Genomic DNA, 15847 nt, shown 5'->3' on the forward strand with positions numbered 1-15847 from the left:
GTTCCAGGGTCCGCCCGGCCACAAGAGGGCCGTCAGCCGGTGCATAGACAGCCCGGGCCCCGAGGTCAACTCGCGGGCAGGGGCGCGCCGCTTTCGCTGGGCCGCTGTTCGCCCAGCAACACCTTTGCGCGCCGCACACCGTCGCGCAGCGTGGGGGCGAATTCGACCTGCGGCGCGACGATGCCATGGCCGGCAAACTGGTTGGACAGCGCCGGCGAGACCCCGGCCAGCACCACCACAACCCCCTTGCGCGCGGCGCTGGTCAACAACCCCTCGACGGTATGGATCGCGGTGGAATCGACCATCGCGGTTTCGGTGAAATCCACCACCAGCGCGCGGTGGTCGTCACCGATGCGCTCCAGCACAGCCCCCACCGCCGAGGCCGCGCCAAAGAAGAACGCGCCCTGGATGCGATAGACCAGGATCGCGTCGGCGCGACCGATACCGATGGGCTCGGGCGCGCTGTCGTCGGCCTCGTCCAGCCCCTCGGGCACGACGGCGCTGACGCCTGCGGCCTTGGACATGCGGTGGATGAACAGCAGCGCCCCCAGCGAAAACCCGACGAGAATCGCCTCGGTCAGGTCGCGGAACACTGTCAGCCCCCAGGTCGCCAGCAACACGACCGTATCCTCGCCCGAGGTGCGCAGAAGGCGGGCGATGGCGTGGCGTTCGATCATGTTCCACGCGACCGTCGCCAGCACCCCGGCCAGGGCCGCCAGCGGCACCAGCCCGACCAGCGGCGCGGCGACCATCATGAAGGCCAGCACGAAGACCGCGTGCAGCATCCCCGACACCGGGCCGTGGGCGTTGGCGCGCACGTTGGTCGCCGTGCGGGCGATCGTGCCCGTGGCCACCAGCCCTCCCATCGCCGCCGAGGCCAGGTTGGCGACGCCCTGCGCGATCAGCTCCATGTTCGAATTGTGCCGCCGTCCGCTCATGCCGTCCGCGACCACGGCGGACAACAGCGCCTCGATCGAGCCGAGCAGCGTGAAGGCGATGGCATTGGGCAGAACCGCCAGGGCCAGGGTCCAGGTAAAGGCAGGCAAATGCGGCGCGGGCAGGCCAGCGGGCACCGCGCCAAAGGTCGAGCGGATCGTCGGCGTATCGAGGTTCAGCAACGCCACCGCCGCCGTCGTTGCCGCCACCGCGACCAGCAGGTTCGGAACCCGGGGCGCGAACCGCTTGAGGCCGACGATCAGCGCGACGGTGCCGGCCGCAATCGCAATGGTGACCGGGTTCGCGCTGGGCAGGGCCTGCCAGATCACCGGCAGTTTCTCGAGTATCGGGCCGGGTTCGGGCCCGGCCAGCGTCAGACCCAGCAGATCCTTGATCTGGCTGGCGAAAATGATGACGCCGATACCCGCCGTGAACCCCACCGTGACGGGATAGGGGATGAACTTGATGTAGCTGCCCAGACGCAAGACCCCGATCGCCGCCATCAGGACGCCGGCGATCATCGTCGCCAGGGCCATGCCCTCCATCCCGTATTGGTGCACCGTGGCGGCGACCAGCACGATGAAGGCCCCCGCCGGACCGCCGATCTGAAACCGGCTGCCCCCCAGCATCGAGATGAAGAACCCCCCGACGATGGCCGTGTAAAGCCCCGCTGCCGGCGTCGCGCCCGAGGCGATGGCGATCGCCATCGACAGCGGCAGCGCGACGATCGCCACCGTCAGCCCGGCGATGGCATCGCGCTTCAGATGCGCGACGGTGTATCCCTCGCGCAGGACGGCATAGAGGGCGGGGACCATACGGTCTGCGGGCATGGGAGCACCAGGTCAACGATCAGGAATGCCCGACCCTAGACCCCGCGCCCCGGCTTCCGCAATGCCCCCGATGACGGAAAGATCACAGAACCGGTTGAAAACTGTCGGTTTCGGGATCGTAGACCGTCAGCCCGCCCTCGCCGATGTTGTGCCAGACCCCGTGCAGGGTCAGGCGCTCGGCCTCGACCGCCTCGCGGATGAAGGGGAAGGTCATCAGATTCGCCAGCGAGATGCGGATGGATTGCAGTTCCATCGCCTTGATGCGGTCCTCGGGGTCGGCGATGCCGCTGGTCGCGTCATAGCCCGGGCGCAGGATCTCCATCCAGTTGCCGACAAAGCTGGAACCCGACGCCAGGTCCGGCGCCAGCCCCGCGCACATGTCATGACACCCGCGCACGCCGCCACAGTTGGAATGCCCCACCACGATCAGATGCGCGACCTTCAGCGCCGACACCGCGTATTCCACCGCCGCCGAGGTGCCGTGATGGTCGCCGTCGGGCGTATAGGGCGGCACCAGGTTGGCGATATTGCGGTGAATGAAGAACTCGCCCGGATCGGCGCCGAAGATCGATGTGACATGAACCCGTGAATCGCAACACGCGATCATCATCGACCGCGGGTGCTGCCCTTCCATTGCCAGATGACGGAACCAGCTCTTGTTCTCGCTGTAGGCGGTGGCATGCCAACCCTTGAAGCGGTTCACCAGATATCCGGGCAATTTGCGTGCAAAATTCATCGTGGATTTCCCTTAAGTCCGAGGCGTGGTCAGTGCTATGATCAATTCATAAGAAAATCGAGCAAGTTCCCAGTTCAAGGGGCAACGAATTGTTAGCCCGGATCACCCAAGCTGAACGCGGGTGTGAAGGAGCCGACTGAGGCAGAAAGGTGTGGGCATGACCATGGTATTCGAATTCCGCCCCAGCGAGCGGATCGTGATCGATACGGCGACGCTGGGCGACCTGTTCACGCGGCTGGGTGACCGCGGGGCCGAAGATTTCGTGATGGAGACGGTCGAGGCGATCTCGGACACGCTGGCCGAGGTGGACGGCCTGCTTCGCAAGGACCGGCTGGACGACATCGCGCCGCGGGCGCAACAGGTGTCCAAACTCAGCGCGGCGATCGGGTTGACCTCGTTGGCGCGGGTCTCGCGCGATATGGGGATTGCCGCGCGGCGGGGCGATCTGGTCGCCTATCGGGCGGTCTGGGAACGGCTGGTGCGCATCGGCGACCGGTCCCTGGCCCAGGTGTGGGAGGTGCCCGGCCTTTCGGTCTGACCTGGTGACGGGCGGCGTGACGGGCGGCAGCGCCGATGGCGGCGCAGAACGGTCTTTTTATTCGGGGCCCCGGGCGCTAGTCTGCGGCGAAACCAGATAGAGAGAGCCATGCGCCAAAGCCTTGCCGCGTTTGCTTCGCCCGATGCAGCCTCGATCCCGTTGCATGCCATTGCCGCCGAAACCCTGGGCGACTGGCTGGACAGCCAACCCGAGCGGGTGCGCACCTGGCTGGACGCGGTCGGCTTCAAGGCCGCCGTGGGCGAGACGGTCGCCGTGCCCGACGCGGCCGGCGCGCTGTCGATGGCGGTTTTCGGGTTGGGCGCGGCCAAGGCGCGCGCCCGGGGCCGCATGGCGCTGGGCGCGGCCCGCGGCAAACTGCCGCTGGGCACCTATCACCTGGCGAGCGGCTTCGAGACCGATGCCTTGCCCGAACAACTGCTGGGCTGGCTGCTTGCGGGCTACAGCTTTGACCGGTTCCGCCGCCATGGCCAGCCGGAAGCCGAGATGCCGATGCTCAAGGCGCCGGCTGGGGTCGATGTCCGCCGCATCGAGATCCTGGCCGCCGCCGAATGGCTGACGCGCGATCTCATCAACACCCCCGCCTCGCAGATGGGCCCCGAGGAAATGGAAACCGCCGTCCTCGCCCTGGCCGAGGAATTCGACGCGCAGGTTTCTGTCACCTATGACGACGATCTGCTGCACGAGAATTTTCCCCTGATCCACGCTGTCGGGCGCGCATCGGACCGGATGCCGCGCCTGCTGGACATGCGCTGGGGAAACGAGGGGCCGCGTATCACCCTGGTCGGCAAGGGCGTGTGCTTTGACACGGGCGGGCTGGACATCAAGCCGGCGGCCTCGATGGGGCTGATGAAAAAGGACATGGGCGGCGCGGCGACGGTGCTGGGTCTGGCGCTGATGATCATGGCGCTGGACTGGAAGGTGCGCTTGCGCGTGCTGATCCCGGCGGTCGAGAATGCGATCTCGGGCAGTGCGATGCGTCCGGGCGACATCATCACCGCGCGCAACGGCCTGACGGTCGAAATCAACAACACCGATGCCGAAGGTCGCCTTGTGCTGGCCGATGCGCTGGCGCTGGCGGCCGAGGAAGCGCCCGACGCGCTGATCTGCATGGCGACGCTGACGGGCGCGGCGCGGGTTGCGCTGGGCCCCGATCTGCCGCCCTTCTACACCGATGACGAGCCCTTTGCGCAGGCCCTGATGGATGGCGCCCGGATCGAGGCCGACCCCTTGTGGCGGATGCCCTTCCACACCCCCTATGAGGCCCTGATCGAACCCGGAATCGCGGACCTGGACAACGCGCCGGGGGGCGGTATGGCGGGTTCGATCACCGCCGCGCTGTTCCTGCGCCGCTTTGTCGGGGACAGCCCCCGCTTCGCGCATTTCGACATTTACGGCTGGCAGCAAAAGGATGCGCCGGGCCGCCCCAAGGGCGGTGTCTCGCAGGCCGCGCGCGCCATCCTGTGGGCCCTGCCCCAGGTTCTGGGCCCCGAGATCACCGGCGACGAACCCACCGCGCGCCCATGACCGACCGGCGGTTCCTGCGCGCCGCGCGGGGCATCGCGCATGACAGCCTGGCCGGCGCGCTGGACGGGCACCGGCTGACGGCGGGCACCTGGTGGCGCGTGGCCGCCCCGCTGGCCGACCTGTGCGACAGCCCCGGCGGCATGCGCGACCGGCAGCTTCTGATGGGCACCCGGTTCTGCGTGCTGACCCGGGACGCGGATCACGCGTTCGGCTTTGACGGCGACGACGGGTATTGCGGCTGGCTCGATACCCAGGCGCTGGCGGACGACCAGCCCCCCACCCATTGGGTCGCGGCACCCGCGACGCATCTCTATCCCGCGCCCGACATCAAGACGCGCGAACGCGCCACGGTGTCGATCGGCGCGCGGCTGCGGGTCACCGATCGCTCGGGGGCCTTTGCCACGACCCCCGCGGGCCATGTCCCCGCCCGCCATCTGCGCCCCCTGGGCGATTGGCGCGCCGATCCGGTGGCGGTGGCGCGCGATCTTCTGGGGACGCCCTATCTGTGGGGCGGAAACAGCCGCGACGGCATCGACTGCTCGGGACTGGTGCAGGTGGCGCGGCGCGCCTGTGGGCTGGCCTGCCCGCCCGACAGCGACCTGCAACGCGCCATGGCCGGGGCCGATGTCGTGCCCGGGGCCGAGGAACCGGGCGATCTGATCTTCTGGGCGGGGCATGTGGGCATGGTCAGCGCGCCGGGGCGGCTGATCCATGCGAACGCGCATCACATGGCGGTGGTCGAGGAAGACCTCGAACCCGCCATCGCGCGCATTGCCGCAACCGGTTCGGCGGTGTTGCGACGGCTCAGGCCGTAGTCGGATCAAGGGTGGGCCGTCCCGGCCGGGACGCTGTCGGAACGACCCGGGCTGCCTCAGTTGCCGGCCTGGCCCTGCATCTGGCCGTGGCCTTGCATCTGGCCGTGGCCCTGCATCTGGCCGTGCTGCATGCCCATGCCCTGCATCGGCTGACGCTCGTTATCGACGGTCACCGTGGCGACGTATTCGGTGCCATCCGCGAACACCAGCGTCACCGGGAACTCGGCGCCCTGCTCCATGGTGCCGTGCAGGCCCAGGAACATCACGTGGTCACCGCCGCGTTGCAGCGCGTGCTCGCCGCCGGCGGGCACATCGAACCCGTCCACCTGGCGCATTTGCATGACGCCGTTGGCGTCCTGGATATGGGTGTGCAGTTCCGTGCGGTCGGCAATGTCGGACCGCGCCGCGACTACGCGGCAATCGGCACCGCCGGTGTTCTGCATCACCATGAAGGCGGCGCCCGAAACCGACATCGCGGTCGACGTGCGGGCATAGGCATCCTGCACCGAGAAGCCGTCGCAGGCGAGGGCGGGCATGGCGAAAGCGGCCGCAAAGGCGGCCAGGGAAAGCGTGCGGATCATGGCATTCGTCCTGTCTGTTGATTGGGTCTGAAAGGTCGGGATCAGACCGTGACAGGGGGTGCGCGGGACTGCGCGTGAACCGGTGCCTCGGGTTGATGCACCAGCGTGACCCGGCGCGCGTAGCGCACCGGCACCAGCCGGCTTGGCGCGCTGAACAGCGGCGTCACCGTATCCGTCAGCGCGGCCAGCGCGGGCACGCAGTCCGGGCACAGGATCATCGGCCCGTCGGGAACCGGATTGCCCTGCGCGTCGATGGTGATGGTCGTGACGCCGTAACCCGTGCAAACCACGGTCTGCCCGACCGCCCGCGCCTGATGGCGGGCGCTGGCCATGGCAAACGAGCCGCCGACAAGCAGCAGCACCAGCAGGACCAGGGAAAGGGCACGCGTCGGCTTCATGGCGCCAATCTAATCCGTCTTTGTGGCGGGCACTAGTGCGACCAAACGCGCGGGATCAGCGCCTTGATACGGCCCGCGTGCCCCCGCGGCGCGGCACAGGCGTCGGCGGTCAGCGCGCGGGCATCGTCGAGCAACGCCTCGGGCGCCGACAGGCGGTCCACCAGGCCCCAGGCCAGCGCCTCGGGGGCCTCGATCCGGGCCCCACCCATGAGGAGCGTGCGCGCCCGCCCCGAACCGATCAGCGCCGCCATGCGCGCCGGGTCCGAGGGTTGCGGCAGGTAGCCCAGCTTCATCACCGGATAGAAGAACCTTGCCCCCGGCACCGCCAGCCGGATGTCACAGGCCAGCGCCATGCCGAACGCCCCGCCCGCCAGCGTGCCGTTCAACGCCGCGATCGTCAGGCACGGCAGCGCGGCGAGGGTGCCCGACAGCTCCTCCCAGATGGGATCGGTGGCCAGGCCCGCGCGGGCTTCGTCCAGATCGGCGCCGGCGGAAAAGACCTTTCCGGCGCCGGTCAGGATCAGCGCCTCGGCCCGCTGGCCGGCGTCGCGCAGGTGGTCGATCAGCGCGACCATCATCGCCCGGGTCAGCGAGTTGGCCTTGTCCGGCCGGTCCAGCGTCAGGATCGTCAGCGCGCCGTCGTCGTCGCGCCGGATCATCGGCCCAGCCCCAGCCGCTCGCGGATTGCTTCGTCGCGCAGGGCGACCTCGGCGCCGCGAAAATCGTCGGCGTCGGGCGAACACATCCACAGCAGCGCCTCGGCCGGCCATTCGGGGGGCACATGCGCGGCCCAGTCCAGTTGGCTGACGGGGTTGACGCCCGATCCCTTGATCGCGCGCTGCATGTCGGTGGCCACGGTGCCCGGCGACAACGACAGCACCCGCACGCGGCGCCCGGCCTCGAGATGCGCGGCCTTGGTCAGCATCATCGCCCCCGCCTTTGACGCGCAATAGCCGCTCCAGCCTTCCAGCGGGTTATAGGCCGCACCCGACCCCACGGTCAGGATGGTGCCGCCCTCGGCCTGCGCCTGCATCACCGGCAGCGCCGCGCGCATCCCGTGAAACACGCCCTTCAGGTTCACATCGATCTGGCGGCCCCAGGCGTCGGGATCGGCCCGCGTCAGCAGCGCGATGGGTTCGATCACGCCGGCATTGTTGATCAGCACATCAAGCCGCCCGTGCATCCGCACCATCGTCTGGACCGCAGCCGCGACCTGGCCCGCATCGGCCACGTCGCAGGGGATGAGCGTCGCGCCCACGGCGTCCGCCACGGCCTGCAATGCGGCAGAGGGGCGCCCGGCCAGACCCAGATTCGCCCCTGCTTCCGCAAAGCGGCGCGCCGTCGCCGCACCGATGCCGCGGCTTGCGCCCGTGATCAGCACCGCCTTGCCCGCCACCGCTTTCGCCCAAGAAGTCGTGTCCTGCATCGCATGTCCCCATCGTTTCCCGCCCTTGGTAACGCGCAGTTTTCTGCCTGACCATATGGATGTTGCGGCTTTTCGCTTGACCCCGGGGGGGGCTGGGGCAGAATCCCCGGATGTTTCGCCGCAAGGCCCAAGGGAGTTTTACCGCATGTTTCATCACCCGATCCCGTTGAGCGCCGCACTGCTGGCGGTGTTGCTACCGGTGACCGCCGCCGCGCAGCAGATGACCGCAAAAGACGCCTGGGATGCCCTGCGCGCGCTGGCCGCCGACAACGGCATGGCGATTACCGCCCAGGGGGTCAGCGATTTCGGCACCGCGCTGGAAGCGCGCGGCGTTCACATCTTTCCGACGGACGAGCCCAATGCGATGGTGATCGGCATGGCCGACCTGCGGGTCGAGCCGCGCGGCGACATGATCGCGCTGATCCCGTCCGAGACGATCACGGTGGACACACTGTTCGCTGGTGGCGTCACGCGCGGATTCGAGATCCACCAGGCGGGCGAGATCCGGGGCAACCTGACCGACGACTCCGCCGCGCTGGATCTGGACTTCGGCACGGTCTCGATGCGGCTGGTATCGTCGAACCGGCGCGGTGCACCCCTGGCCGAGGCCTTCGACGTGGACCTGACCGGGTTCGACGGGTCCCTGCGCGCCACACGCGACGGCACGGCCGAGGTCACGCTGGGCTTCGACGGTTCGCGCTATGACTATTCCCTGCCCCAGGGGTTCCCGGGCAGCGGGGGCGCGGTCGCGGCCAGCGGCGCGACCGAGGCGATCCGGGTGACGTTCTCGGGCGCCGAACTGGACATGCTCGGCGGGCTCGAGGATACGCCCGGCGCCCTGCGCGCCGCCTTTGACGCCGGATTCCACGCGCATTTCAGCATGGAGACCGAGGGCGGGACGGGTTCGTCCCAGCAGACGATCGAAGGGGCGCCCGTGTCGATGACGACGCAGTCGGGGCCCTCGTCGATGACCCTCGACATCGTGGACGGCCGCTTTGACCTGGACATGACCGCGGACGCGGCGCAGTTCTCGGGCTCTTATGCCGGGGTCGCCGGGTCGCTGGGCCTGGACGGCATGGGCGTGTCGATCGGCGGCCCGCTGGTGGTCACGCCGGACCTGCAACCCGCGCGCTACGCGTTCCACCTGGACAATGTGACGCCCTCGCCGGAACTGCTGGCGCTGGTCAATGCCGGCGATTTCGCCGGGGAAAGCCTGTCTCTGGCCCTGGACATCCGCGCCGATGCCCGGCTGACGCGCGAACTGGGCCCCGATTTCGGCGAGGGCGCGACGCCGCCGTTCGACCTGGATCAACTGCGCCTCGATCAGGTGCTGCTACAGGTCGGGGACAGCGCGTTCACGGGCAACGGCGCGGCCACGCTGATCGGCGGGATGGCGGCGCAGATCGGCCGCGGGATGCCCAATGCCAACGGCGATTTCACCTTTGACCTCGTCGGCGGGCAGCGCCTGCTGGACCGGCTGACCGCGCTGGGTCTGGTGCCGCAGGATCAGCTGTTCTTCGTGCGCATGATGATGAACGGACTGGGCCAGCCGGTGGGCGAGGATCACCTGCGCTCCGAGGTTGCGCTGCGGCCTGGCGGACAGATCACCGTCAACGGCGCGCCGCTGCCGTTCTGAGCGTGCACAGCGCCCGCCATATCCAGATCGTCGGCTGCCATGCCGAGGGCGAGGTGGGCGATGTCATCACCGGCGGCGTCGCCCCGCCGCCGGGGGACACCCTGTGGGATCAGGCCCGATGGATCGCCCGCGACGGCGGCTTGCGCGATTTCGTCCTGAACGAACCTCGCGGCGGCGTGTTCCGGCATGTGAACCTGCTGGTGCCAGCCAAGGACCCGCGCGCCCATATGGGGTTCATCATCATGGAACCCGCGCACACGCCGCCGATGTCGGGATCGAATGCGATCTGCGTGGCGACGGTGCTGCTGGAAACCGGCATCGTGCCGATGGTGGAGCCCGTGACCGAGCTGATGCTCGAGGCCCCCGGAGGACTGATCCCGGTGCGCGCGGATTGCGCCGCAGGCCGGGTCGAGCGGGTGCATGTGCGCAACGTCCCCAGCTTCGCGGCCCGGCTCGACGCCCGGCTCGAGGTGCCGGGCCTGGGCACGCTGACGGTGGACACGGCCTATGGCGGCGACAGTTTCGTGGTCGTGGACGCCGGGGCGCTGGGCTTTGACCTGACACCCGACGAGGCCCGCGACCTGGCCGAACTGGGCGTTCGCATCACGTCGAACGCGAACAAGCAACTGGGCTTTCACCATCCGCGCCACCCCGACTGGACGCATCTGTCGTTCTGCCTGTTCGCCGGCCCCCTGCTGGACGGCCATCGCACCCGCCACGCCGTCGCCATCGAACCGGGCAAGATCGACCGCTCCCCCACGGGAACGGCCGTCTCGGCGCGCCTGGCGTTGCTGGCCGCGCGCGGGGTGGCTGGGCCCGGTTTCACGCTGACCGCGCAGTCGCTGATCGGGTCGCGGTTCCAGGGCACGATCCTGGACCGCGGGCTGATGGGCGATCAACCCGTGATCACGCCCGAGATCAGCGGCCGCGCCTGGATCACCGGCACCTCGCAACTGATGCTCGACCCACGCGATCCCTGGCCACGCGGCTACCGGCTGTCGGATACCTGGCCCGGGGCATGAGCGCCGTAAGGTGCGTGCTCGCACGCACCCTACCAGGGCCATCTTGATTTCGCGGCGGGGCTCTGCTATCGGCCCCTCATGTTCACGCAAGCGACCCTCAAGCGCACCGAGAAAACCACCGCTCCGGCGGGGGTCCTAAGGGTGTGTGCGGTCGTGCGGCCGAACTGAAGCCCGAAGCCCCGCCGGTAACCGGACGGGGCGCGCCAGGCAGGAAACCGGTCCCCGTCCTCTCATGGAGAACGACGATGACCGACCTTTCGCCCCCCCTCGCCCGCGCCGCCGATCCGCTGCGCATCAATCGCCGCCTTCCCGCCCATCCCGTGGTCGCCATCGTCGGTGCGACCGGCGCGGTCGGGATCGAGCTGATCGAAAGCCTGACCGCCCGCGACTTCCCCGTCGCCGCGCTGCGGCTTCTGGCCTCGGCCCGGTCGGCGGGCACACGGCTGACGTTCCGCGGCCGCGAACTGGTCGTGCAGGCCCTGACCGAGGACAGTTTCGCCGGCGTCGATGTCGCGTTCTTCTCGGCCGGTGCGGCGGTCTCGCGCGACTTTGCGCCGCTCGCCGTTCGGGCCGGCGCGGTGGTGGTGGACAATTCCTCGGCCTTTCGCATGGCGCCCGAGGTGCCCCTGGTCGTCCCCGAGGTGAACGCCCCGGCCATGGACCAGCACGCCGGAATCATCGCCAATCCCAACTGCGTCGCGGCGATCCTGACCGTCGCCCTTGCGCCCCTGGCGCAGGCGGCCCGCATCCGGCGCCTGAACGTGGCAACCTATCAGGCGGCTTCGGGCGCGGGCGCGGCGGCGATGGAGGAGCTGCGCCAGGCGACCGGCGCCTATCTCGACGGGCGCGCCTTTTCGCCGCGTGTCCTGCCCCATCCCTATGCCTTCAACATGTTCAGCCACAACGCCGCCGTGGACCCTGACACCGGCTACAACGGCGAAGAAGAGAAGGTCATCGCGGAAACCCGTCGCATTCTGGGCCGCCCGGATCTGCCGGTCAGCATCACCTGCATCCGCGTTCCCGTGTTGCGCGCGCACGGCATGGCCGTCACCGTCGAATTCGACGCGCCGCTGTCGGTCGCCGAAGCCCGCCGCCGGATTGCCGCCGCGCCCGGTCTTCGCCTGGTCGATGACCGCGCGGCCAACCATTTCCCGATGCCGGTCGAAGCCAGCGGGCAAGAGGACGTGCTGGTCGGCCGTCTGAGGCAGGACCTGGGCGATCCGTCGGGCCGGTCGCTGGCGCTGTTCGTGGTGGGCGATCAGTTGCTGAAGGGCGCGGCCCTGAACGCGGTGCAGATCGCCGAGGCGCTGTTGCCGCGCTGACCCTGCACCCTGGCGCGTGCAGCGCGGCCGTCGCGCGCCAGGGCCAAAGCCGGCTCAGGCCCTGACGAAACAGGTTACCTGGTCGATGGTTTCGACCGGCGTGAACCCTGCCGCGCGCAGATCGGATTCCAGCGCGGCCTGATCCCGGTCCCCGCCCGGATAGACGCCCGGGTGCAGTTCCATCACGATGACCGAGAACCGCGCCAAAGCCGCCTGTTCCGCGTGGCACAAAGCCAGTTCGGCCCCCTCGATGTCGCAGATCAGCGCCGCCGGTCCGTCGTCGGGGAACCCCTCCATCAACCGGGTCAAGGTGGTGGTGGGCACGTCGTTGCCGTCTTCGCCGGGCTGGGCAACGTGGCCGACATGGGCGTTGTGCCCGGTGGCAAAGCGGACAAAGGGCGCGCCGGAATAATCGACCGCCGCGTGCACCGCCAGCGCCGCGCCGGGCAACGCCCCGCGCGCGGCATTGGCGCCGCACACCGGAACCAGCGCCTTTTCGGCCTCGACCACGATCTGCCGTGCCTCGGGGCCGATCACGCTGCGGGTCAACGCCGAGATCACGCCCACGCAGCCGCCCAGTTCGATCACATGCGTGCCGGGGGTCACGTATTTGCGGATCAGCGTGGCTTCGCCCACCTCGTAGGGAACCTTGCGCGTCAGGTTGTATCGCATCGACAGGTCCGACCCCTTGGGCACATGAACCTCGACGCCGTAAGGGTGAAACACCTCGGTCGAGACGCCCAGGCGATCCAGCAGCCACAGGATTGCCGTGCGGCGCTGACGTTTCATGAATTTCATAGCCGTGCTCCGATGTTCGGACGGTTCAGTTGGGCCTGGGTGATGCCGCGCAGATACCCCCAGCGTTCGGCCCGCGCCGGGGCCGACACCCAGGTCCGCGGCGACAGCGCGCGCGGAATGGCGCGCACCAGGGTCTTCACATAGGCGCCGGTTCGGCCATGCTTGCGCGAGGCGTAGATCCGCGACCAGCCGAAATGCCACGCCTTGAACCCTTCGATCCGCGGGTCGGGGGCCGATCCACCGCCGCCGGTATGCGTGACCAGCGCGGCGCGGGCCAGTCGCAGGGTTCCCAGGCCGCGCAGGCGCAGGGACAGGTCGTCGTCCTCGAAGAACAGGAAAATCGCGGGATCAAAGCCGCCCACTGCCTCGAACGCCGCGCGGCGCACGAAATAGGCCGCACCCGACAGGACCGGCAGCGCGCAATCGGCGGCGGGCGTTCCCTTAGGCATCCATTGGCTGCGGGGCAGCAGATGGCAACTGCGCTTGAAGGCCCCCTGCCCGGCGTCGTCCTGAAAGCGCGGGTTGAAGGCGACGGCCTCAGGGTGGGCATCGGCGGCGGCGATCAACTGGTCCAGCGTATCGGGCGCCAGGCGGGCATCGGGGTTCAGAAACAGCAGGAATTCGCTTGTCACACCGGCGGCGCCGCGATTGCAGGCGGGGCCAAAACCCTCGTTCGCGGGATTTTCGATCAGCGAGACACCGGGACGATCCGCCAGCGCGCGCAACGCGGCGCGATCGCGCGAGGCGTTGTCCACGATCACGCAGGGCGTCCCGTCCGGCAACGAGTCCAGCATGGCGCCCAGCACGCCGCTGCTGTTGTAGGCCACGGTAACGACCGTCACGCGATGCTGCGAAAGTGGCACCTGATCCTCATGCATGGACCCCCCGGTGTCGCCACCGGGGGGCTTTGAGTCATACGCCAGGGCCGATCACTCGGCGCTGTCGTCCTTCTTCTCGGCGGCGAGTTCCTCGCCGGTTTCCTGATCGACCATCTTCATCGCCAGGCGGACCTTGCCGCGATCGTCGAAGCCCAGCAGCTTGACCTTAACCTCCTGGCCTTCCTTCAGCAGGTCGGACGGGTGGTTCAGGCGCTTGTTGGCGATCTGCGACACGTGGACCAGGCCGTCGCGCTTGCCGAAGAAGTTCACGAAGGCGCCGAAATCGACGATCTTCACCACGGTGCCGGTGTAGATCTTGCCGACCTCGGGCTCGGCCACGATCGAATAGATCATGTCGTGGGCCTTCTTGATCGCATCGGCGTCGTTCGAGGCGATCTTGATGGTGCCGTCGTCGTTGATATCGACCTTGGCGCCCGACACTTCGACGATCTCGCGGATCACCTTGCCGCCCGAACCGATCACTTCACGGATCTTGTCGGTCGGAATGGTCATCGTCTCGATCTTGGGCGCATACTGGCTGAAGCCCGACGGCGCCGACAGCGACTTGGACATCTCGCCCAGGATGTGCATCCGGCCGGCCTTGGCCTGAGCCAGGGCCTTTTCCATGATCTCGGGCGTGATGCCGGCGACCTTGATGTCCATCTGCAGGCTGGTGATGCCGTTCTCGGTGCCCGCGACCTTGAAGTCCATGTCGCCGAGGTGATCCTCGTCGCCCAGGATGTCGGACAGGATCGCGAAGCGGCCGTCCTCTTCCAGGATCAGGCCCATCGCCACGCCGGCGACCGGCGCTTTCAGCGGCACGCCCGCATCCATCATCGACAGCGAACCGCCGCAGACCGTGGCCATCGAGCTGGAGCCGTTCGATTCCGTGATCTCGGACACGACGCGGATCGTGTAGGGGAAATCGGTCGCGGCGGGCAGCACGGCCTGCAAGGCGCGCCAGGCCAGCTTGCCGTGGCCGATCTCGCGGCGGCCCGGGCTGCCCATGCGGCCCACTTCACCGACCGAATAGGGCGGGAAGTTGTAGTGCAGCAGGAAGTTGGCCTTGTAGGTGCCGGTCAGCGCGTCGATGAACTGTTCGTCATCGCCGGTGCCCAGCGTCGCCACGCACAGCGACTGGGTTTCGCCGCGGGTGAACAGCGCCGACCCGTGGGCGCGCGGCAGGACCGAGGTTTCCGACACGATCGGGCGGATATCCGTGGTCGAGCGGCCGTCGATGCGGGGCGCGCCGTTGATGACGTCACCGCGCAGGATCGACGCCTCCAGCTTTTTCATCGCGGTGTCGAGCTGCGGATCGGCCAGTTCCTCGTCGGTGAGCTGGGCCTTGATCGCGGCGCGGGTTTCCGAGATGGCGTTGACGCGGTCCTGCTTGTCCTTGATGCCGAACGCGGCGCGCATCTGCGGTTCGCCCACGGCCTTGATGCGGGCCAGGATCGGCGCATAGTCGGGCGCTTCGAAGTGGAAGGGCTCTTTCGCGCATTCCTCGGCGAAGTCGATGATCAGGCCGATGACCGGCTGGATGCTTTCATGCGCGAATTTCACCGCGCCCAGCATTTCCGCCTCGGACAGCTCATAGGCTTCCGATTCGACCATCATCACCGCGTCGGCGGTGCCGGCGACCACCAGGTCCAGGCGCTGCTCAGGGTTCTCGCGCAGCTTGACCATGTCGTCGCAATCGGGGTTCAGCACGTATTCGCCGTCCACGAAACCGACACGCGCGGCGGCGATCGGGCCCATGAAGGGCACGCCCGAGACCGTCAGCGCGGCCGAGGCGGCAATCATCGCGACGATATCGGGCTCGTTGACCAGATCGTGCGACAGCACGGTGCAGACGACCAGAACCTCGTTCTTGAAGCCCTCGACGAACAGCGGGCGGATCGGCCGGTCGATCAGACGCGAGGTCAGCGTCTCTTTTTCCGACGGGCGGCCCTCACGTTTGAAGAAACCGCCGGGGATCTTGCCGGCGGCATAGGTGCGTTCCTGGTAGTGAACGGTCAGCGGGAAGAAATCCTGCCCCGGTTTCGGGGCCTTGGCGAAGGTCACGTTGGCCATGACCGAGGTCTCGCCCAGCGTGGCGATCACGGACCCATCGGCCTGACGCGCGACGCGCCCGGTTTCCAGCGTGAGCATTTCCTGGCCCCACTGGATCGACTTCTTGGTGATGTTGAACATACAGTTTCCTCATGGGAGCACTCCCGCCCCTGCGGGTCTCCCGTTCCTATGGCGGCCCCATTGCCGCCGACCCCTATCCTTCGCATCACGCCGGGGTCGAAGCGTCACGTCTCAGATGCGCGGGCCATACAGGAATTCGGGGGCCAAGGGAAGTGGCGCATTGGCCGGGCCACGGCGGCACGAATTTCGCGCC

The 15847-nt window shown here is 68.5% G+C and carries 15 protein-coding genes; 6 read left to right on the top strand and 9 right to left on the bottom strand.

What is annotated here, in order from left to right; all coding sequences use genetic code 11:
- Positions 1 to 65: 65 nt before the first annotated feature.
- Both H6900_02505 and H6900_02510 read right to left on the bottom strand, forming a co-directional pair.
- Positions 66 to 1766, bottom strand: a complete 1701-nt coding sequence (locus H6900_02505) for a SulP family inorganic anion transporter (protein ID MCC0072140.1) — start codon at positions 1764 to 1766, stop codon at positions 66 to 68.
- A gap of 82 nt (positions 1767 to 1848) precedes the next feature.
- Entirely contained in the window at positions 1849 to 2502 is a 654-nt protein-coding gene (locus H6900_02510; protein MCC0072141.1) for a carbonic anhydrase, read from the bottom strand.
- A 157-nt stretch (positions 2503 to 2659) separates the two neighbouring features.
- On the opposite strand from H6900_02510, the gene H6900_02515 reads away from it, so the two are divergent.
- The 3 genes from H6900_02515 to H6900_02525 all read left to right on the top strand — a co-directional run bounded on the left by H6900_02515 (position 2660) and on the right by H6900_02525 (position 5400).
- A complete protein-coding gene (locus tag H6900_02515; GenBank protein ID MCC0072142.1) occupies positions 2660 to 3040 on the top strand; it encodes a hypothetical protein in 381 nt (126 codons plus the stop codon).
- A gap of 108 nt (positions 3041 to 3148) precedes the next feature.
- Positions 3149 to 4585, top strand: a complete 1437-nt coding sequence (locus H6900_02520; GenBank protein MCC0072143.1) for a leucyl aminopeptidase family protein — start codon at positions 3149 to 3151, stop codon at positions 4583 to 4585.
- Entirely contained in the window at positions 4582 to 5400 is an 819-nt protein-coding gene (locus H6900_02525) for a C40 family peptidase (protein ID MCC0072144.1), read from the top strand. Before H6900_02520 ends, H6900_02525 begins: the two co-directional genes overlap by 4 nt.
- A 56-nt stretch (positions 5401 to 5456) precedes the next feature.
- Here the strand turns inward: H6900_02525 and H6900_02530 are convergent, their stop codons facing one another.
- From H6900_02530 to H6900_02545, 4 genes are read right to left on the bottom strand one after another with little or no spacing between them, the layout of a single operon-like run.
- Positions 5457 to 5981, bottom strand: coding sequence for a copper chaperone PCu(A)C (locus H6900_02530; GenBank protein ID MCC0072145.1), 525 nt, complete (start codon positions 5979 to 5981; stop codon positions 5457 to 5459).
- Positions 5982 to 6022: 41 nt separating this feature from the next.
- Positions 6023 to 6379 carry a hypothetical protein gene (locus tag H6900_02535; protein ID MCC0072146.1) on the bottom strand — a complete coding sequence of 119 codons (357 nt, stop codon included), beginning with the start codon at positions 6377 to 6379 and terminating at the stop codon, positions 6023 to 6025.
- A gap of 32 nt (positions 6380 to 6411) precedes the next feature.
- On the bottom strand, positions 6412 to 7038 hold the full coding sequence (locus H6900_02540) for an enoyl-CoA hydratase/isomerase family protein (protein MCC0072147.1): 627 nt from the start codon (positions 7036 to 7038) through the stop codon (positions 6412 to 6414).
- On the bottom strand, positions 7035 to 7805 hold the full coding sequence (locus tag H6900_02545; GenBank protein MCC0072148.1) for an SDR family oxidoreductase: 771 nt from the start codon (positions 7803 to 7805) through the stop codon (positions 7035 to 7037). Before H6900_02545 ends, H6900_02540 begins: the two co-directional genes overlap by 4 nt.
- Positions 7806 to 7950: 145 nt before the next feature.
- On the opposite strand from H6900_02545, the gene H6900_02550 reads away from it, so the two are divergent.
- From H6900_02550 to H6900_02560, 3 genes are all read left to right on the top strand, one after another.
- Positions 7951 to 9441 (top strand): hypothetical protein, encoded by a 1491-nt coding sequence (locus tag H6900_02550; protein MCC0072149.1) that lies wholly within the window; start codon positions 7951 to 7953, stop codon positions 9439 to 9441.
- Between the two features lie 2 nt (positions 9442 to 9443).
- Entirely contained in the window at positions 9444 to 10463 is a 1020-nt protein-coding gene (locus tag H6900_02555; protein ID MCC0072150.1) for a proline racemase family protein, read from the top strand.
- Positions 10464 to 10708: 245 nt separating this feature from the next.
- Positions 10709 to 11785: an aspartate-semialdehyde dehydrogenase gene (locus H6900_02560; protein MCC0072151.1), complete on the top strand. Its 1077-nt coding sequence runs from the start codon at positions 10709 to 10711 to the stop codon at positions 11783 to 11785.
- Positions 11786 to 11839: 54 nt separating this feature from the next.
- Here H6900_02560 and H6900_02565 read toward each other — a convergent pair whose 3' ends face one another.
- Genes H6900_02565 through pnp form a run of 3 tightly spaced genes read right to left on the bottom strand, consistent with a single transcriptional unit; the run spans position 11840 to position 15654 of the window.
- Complete coding sequence (locus H6900_02565; protein MCC0072152.1) at positions 11840 to 12583, bottom strand: FkbM family methyltransferase; 744 nt, start codon at positions 12581 to 12583, stop codon at positions 11840 to 11842.
- Positions 12580 to 13461, bottom strand: coding sequence for a glycosyltransferase family 2 protein (locus tag H6900_02570; protein MCC0072153.1), 882 nt, complete (start codon positions 13459 to 13461; stop codon positions 12580 to 12582). The genes H6900_02565 and H6900_02570 overlap by 4 nt, the downstream gene beginning before the upstream one ends.
- A gap of 51 nt (positions 13462 to 13512) precedes the next feature.
- A complete protein-coding gene (pnp, locus tag H6900_02575; GenBank protein MCC0072154.1) occupies positions 13513 to 15654 on the bottom strand; it encodes a polyribonucleotide nucleotidyltransferase in 2142 nt (713 codons plus the stop codon).
- Between the last annotated feature and the right edge of the window lie 193 nt (positions 15655 to 15847).

Source organism: Rhodobacter sp., from assembly GCA_020637515.1.
Lineage (GTDB): Bacteria > Pseudomonadota > Alphaproteobacteria > Rhodobacterales > Rhodobacteraceae > Pararhodobacter.

What these genes read in the sequence shown, in the direction of transcription:
- H6900_02505 (MCC0072140.1), bottom strand. Translation starts at nt 1,766, where the DNA reads ATGCCCGCAGACCGTATGGTCCCCGCCCTCTATGCCGTCCTGCGCGAG.
- H6900_02510 (MCC0072141.1), bottom strand. Translation starts at nt 2,502, where the DNA reads ATGAATTTTGCACGCAAATTGCCCGGATATCTGGTGAACCGCTTCAAG.
- H6900_02515 (MCC0072142.1), top strand. Translation starts at nt 2,660, where the DNA reads ATGACCATGGTATTCGAATTCCGCCCCAGCGAGCGGATCGTGATCGAT.
- H6900_02520 (MCC0072143.1), top strand. Translation starts at nt 3,149, where the DNA reads ATGCGCCAAAGCCTTGCCGCGTTTGCTTCGCCCGATGCAGCCTCGATC.
- H6900_02525 (MCC0072144.1), top strand. Translation starts at nt 4,582, where the DNA reads ATGACCGACCGGCGGTTCCTGCGCGCCGCGCGGGGCATCGCGCATGAC.
- H6900_02530 (MCC0072145.1), bottom strand. Translation starts at nt 5,981, where the DNA reads ATGATCCGCACGCTTTCCCTGGCCGCCTTTGCGGCCGCTTTCGCCATG.
- H6900_02535 (MCC0072146.1), bottom strand. Translation starts at nt 6,379, where the DNA reads ATGAAGCCGACGCGTGCCCTTTCCCTGGTCCTGCTGGTGCTGCTGCTT.
- H6900_02540 (MCC0072147.1), bottom strand. Translation starts at nt 7,038, where the DNA reads ATGATCCGGCGCGACGACGACGGCGCGCTGACGATCCTGACGCTGGAC.
- H6900_02545 (MCC0072148.1), bottom strand. Translation starts at nt 7,805, where the DNA reads ATGCAGGACACGACTTCTTGGGCGAAAGCGGTGGCGGGCAAGGCGGTG.
- H6900_02550 (MCC0072149.1), top strand. Translation starts at nt 7,951, where the DNA reads ATGTTTCATCACCCGATCCCGTTGAGCGCCGCACTGCTGGCGGTGTTG.
- H6900_02560 (MCC0072151.1), top strand. Translation starts at nt 10,709, where the DNA reads ATGACCGACCTTTCGCCCCCCCTCGCCCGCGCCGCCGATCCGCTGCGC.
- H6900_02565 (MCC0072152.1), bottom strand. Translation starts at nt 12,583, where the DNA reads ATGAAATTCATGAAACGTCAGCGCCGCACGGCAATCCTGTGGCTGCTG.
- H6900_02570 (MCC0072153.1), bottom strand. Translation starts at nt 13,461, where the DNA reads ATGCATGAGGATCAGGTGCCACTTTCGCAGCATCGCGTGACGGTCGTT.
- pnp (MCC0072154.1), bottom strand. Translation starts at nt 15,654, where the DNA reads ATGTTCAACATCACCAAGAAGTCGATCCAGTGGGGCCAGGAAATGCTC.